Raw genomic sequence first — 3,613 nt, forward strand, 5'->3', positions numbered from 1 at the left:
GACCACCGTGAACCTCCGGTTCCGGGATGCCGGCCTTGACGGCACAGGCGGGGCATTTTTCAGCGTGTCGTGCGGTGCCGTGCGCGGCACGGCACTGTGAATCGGCCCGCCGCAGTGGGTGCGGCGGGTCAGAGCCTTTCAGGATGGTCCGATGAAACCCGTTGTTCTCAGAGCGGCCCGCACTGGCCTGTTTCTGGTGCTGTTTGCCTTGTGGCTGCCGCTGTCCGCCCATGCACGAGACCTGTACGCCCACGTACATGATCGCGGTGGCCAGGTGCCCATCGCCAACCTGTCAGCCGAGGCCAGTTCCGAAGTCGAACAGGACACCGTCCAGATCACGCTGGTGGCAGAACTTGCAGGCCCGGCCCAGAACGCGGTGGCCGAACAGCTCAACCAGCGGCTCGACGTGGTCATGAAAGCCCTTCAGGGGCATGCAGGAGTGCTTGTGCACAACGGCAGTTACCGCCTCTGGCCTTCCACTGATCGGGATGGGCATGTGGCCGAATGGCGCGGCAGGGCAGAAATCATCCTCAAGTCCCAGGATTTTCCGGTCGTGTCCAGGCTGGCAGCCGAGCAGGCCGAATACATGGGTATCGACGGGCTGTACTTCTCGGTTTCCGAGGCCCGTCAGGCTGCAACCGAACAGGCTTTGCTCGCGCAGGCCGTGAAGGCCTTCCAGGACCGGGCCAGCGCGTTGGCAGAGGCCCTGGGTTTCCCCGGGTATCGCCTGCGCACCATCGATCTGTCAGGGGCCGGGCGCTTCCAGCCCATGCCGGGGCCAGCGCGCATGATGAGTATGGCTGCTGACTCAACCGCCGCGCCCATAGAGGGCGGCAAGGAACGCGTGACGGTCTCGGTCAGCGGGTCGATCGCTTTGCTGACCAGAAAAACAGAATCACCCCAATGACGATCATGGGCACAGACAGGATCTGTCCCATCGAAAAACCGGCGAACAGGCCCAGGAAGTCGTCGGGCTCGCGGGTGAATTCCACCGCAAACCTGAATACGCCGTAGCCCATCAGGAATACGGCACTGACCTGCCCGGCAGGCCGTGGCTTGCGGGCAAACCACCATACCAGGGCAAACAGCCCGACGCCTTCGAGCCCCATTTCATACAATTGCGAGGGATGGCGCGGCAGGCCGTCGCGCGCCCCTGGAAACACCATGGCCCAGGGCAGTTCAGTGGGCCGCCCCCAGAGTTCGCCATTGATGAAGTTGCCCAGCCGGCCGGCAGCCAGACCGGGCGGAATCAGGGGGACAATGAAATCGCCCAGCGCCAGCAGCGTCAGGCCACGGCGGCGTGCGAAGAGCAGCATGGCAATGACCACGCCGAGCAGGCCACCATGAAATGACATCCCGCCCTGCCAGACCTCGAGGATGGCCAGCGGGTTGGCCAGGTATTCGCCTGGCTTGTAGAACAGGGCATAGCCCAGCCGCCCGCCGATGACGACCCCCAACACGCCATAGAAGATGATGTCTTCAAGGTCGCGCAAAGTGAGCTGACCTGGGTAATGATGGATGCGCCAGCGCCCCAGGAGCCAGGCGATGCCGAAGCCCGCCAGATACATCAGGCCATACCAGTGGATGGCCAGTGGGCCGATCTGCAGGGCGATGGGGTCTATGTGGGGGGCAAGCATGATATGGGCCTGAATCGGAGCAAGAAGGATGATACCCTGATCAAGAAGCGGTCTGGATCAGAGCGGGGTTTGACGATGGAACAGATTATTTTAGGTGGCGGTTGCTTCTGGTGTCTGGAACCGGTCTTCCAGGCGCTCGTGGGTGTCACTGAGGTCGTGCCGGGCTATTGTGGCGGCCACCTCGCGCAGCCCAGCTATGAGCAGGTCTGCCGGGGCGACACCGGGCACGTGGAAGTGGTGCGCGTGACATATGATCCGGCGCTGATTTCCTGCAAGAACGTGCTCGAGATTTTTTTCGCCTGCCATGATCCCACCACGCTGGATCGCCAGGGTAACGATGTGGGCCCCCAGTATGCCTCGGTGATCTTTGCCTCCACGCCCGCCCAGATGGCCATTGCCGTGGCGCTGCGCGACGAGATGTCCGCCCTGTTCGATGCGCCCATCTGCACCCGCATCGAGATGGCAGGCCCGTTCTGGCCTGCCGAGGCCGTGCATCATGGGTATTATGAAAAATACCCCGATCAGGGTTACTGCCGTTATGTGATCGCCCCCAAGCTCGCCGGGTTTCGCCGCCGCCATGCCCAATGGCTCAAGCCGCCCGTACCCTGACAGCGCGAAGTGGCGGCCCGACTCACCCCGAAATGGCGGCCCGACCCACCCCGAAGTGGCGGCCCGGCTCACGCCGAAGGGGCGCTGGCCTGCAGACGCTTGCCCCAGGGTGTGCCCGGGCGTGTCAGGCGGGCCATCAGTGCCAGTATTCCCAGGGTGAACAGGGTGCGGAATACGAGTACGACCCAGATATCGGCGCCAATTGCGAGGATCAGCACCGTGTCTTCGATCAGGGCGTGGCACAGCGACAGCCACGACAAGGCCAGCAGGCGTGTACGCGGGCTGAAATTTTCGCGTTCCGCCGCTTCGATGATCAGCGCGCCCCCGTAGGCCAGCCCGAGCAGCACCCCAACGGTTGTCAGCGGTGCCGCACGCTCTTCCAGGCCGGACAGCCGCAGCACCGGGGTCAGCAGGCGTGTGATCTGGCGCGTGATCCCAAAGCGCTCGAGGACATCCAGCATGAGCACGAGCGCCACGATGACCACGAAGACCAGCACCATGGATTCCGCAGTGCCCCAGAGCCATGTCAGAACGTCTGGCGGGCCCTGCTGCAATCCTTCGTCGTGGCGCATCCAGGCGAGCGACACGGGGGCCTGCAGTAGGCCGAACGTATGGCAGACCCAGCCGGTGAGGCCGCCATACAACACCCCTGCTCCCATGCGCAGGCCCCCGGTGACGAGTGCACTGGCCCCCGCCTTGCGCACGATCGACTGCTCGGTGGGTATGTTGTGCGCAAACAGCATCATGGCACCCAGTGCGCTCATCTGCGCTACGTTCAGGTGCAGACTGTCGGAGAGCACCGCCATGGTCGCCATGCCCGCATAGATGTTGGTCAGGATGGTGGTGGCCCAGATGATGCCCGCTTCCGGTGGCAATCCGAGAAGACCCATGGCCGGTGCCAGCATTTCGCCGGCGAGCCGCACCAGCCCGAGTCGGTCGGCGATGTAGACGATAAACATCACCGGCAGCATGATGCGTGCCACCGTAATGAACATGCGCACGCTGCGCGTACCGATCGTGATCAGATATGAAACCATGGGAACGCTGCAGATCGCCGGATACAAACGAGTGGTTGGTGGATGAAGATCCTGCATTGTAGGCGGTTTGCAGCCGTCATTCTGTCGTGCTATATTCTCGTTTCTTTGCAGCACGTCACAAGGGTTAACCCTTGGTGCAACGGGCTTTGGGCGGTGTCGGACACGGCCCGGGTTCTGGCGCGGCGGGTTGTAAAGGTGATGCACAGTGGTCATGTTTGACGCTGGATCGCGCAAGTGGTTCAATGTCGGGCCTGGCAGCGGGTTTTGGGCTTCATGGGTTGTGCGGTCGGCGGGTGGTTTTACAGCTGCTTGACACGCCCCAGAAAAAGC

At 63.0% G+C, this 3,613-nt stretch carries 4 protein-coding genes; 2 read left to right on the forward strand and 2 right to left on the reverse strand.

What is annotated here, in order from left to right:
• Positions 1 to 151 precede the first annotated feature (151 nt).
• Complete coding sequence (locus WCY17_RS14280; RefSeq protein WP_372702853.1) at positions 152 to 907, forward strand: SIMPL domain-containing protein; 756 nt, start codon at positions 152 to 154, stop codon at positions 905 to 907.
• Here the strand turns inward: WCY17_RS14280 and lgt are convergent.
• Entirely contained in the window at positions 858 to 1,640 is a 783-nt protein-coding gene (gene lgt, locus WCY17_RS14285) for a prolipoprotein diacylglyceryl transferase (protein WP_372702856.1), read from the reverse strand. The genes WCY17_RS14280 and lgt overlap by 50 nt on opposite strands.
• 72 nt (positions 1,641 to 1,712) lie before the next feature.
• On the opposite strand from lgt, the gene msrA reads away from it, so the two are divergent.
• Complete coding sequence (gene msrA, locus WCY17_RS14290) at positions 1,713 to 2,246, forward strand: peptide-methionine (S)-S-oxide reductase MsrA (protein WP_372702854.1); 534 nt, start codon at positions 1,713 to 1,715, stop codon at positions 2,244 to 2,246.
• Positions 2,247 to 2,314: 68 nt separating this feature from the next.
• On the opposite strand, the gene WCY17_RS14295 is transcribed toward msrA, so the two are convergent.
• Positions 2,315 to 3,283, reverse strand: a complete 969-nt coding sequence (locus WCY17_RS14295) for a nucleoside recognition domain-containing protein (RefSeq protein ID WP_372702855.1) — start codon at positions 3,281 to 3,283, stop codon at positions 2,315 to 2,317.
• Between the last annotated feature and the right edge of the window lie 330 nt (positions 3,284 to 3,613).

The sequence above is a fragment of the Castellaniella sp. genome, assembly GCF_041677825.1.
Lineage (GTDB): Bacteria > Pseudomonadota > Gammaproteobacteria > Burkholderiales > Burkholderiaceae_B > Castellaniella.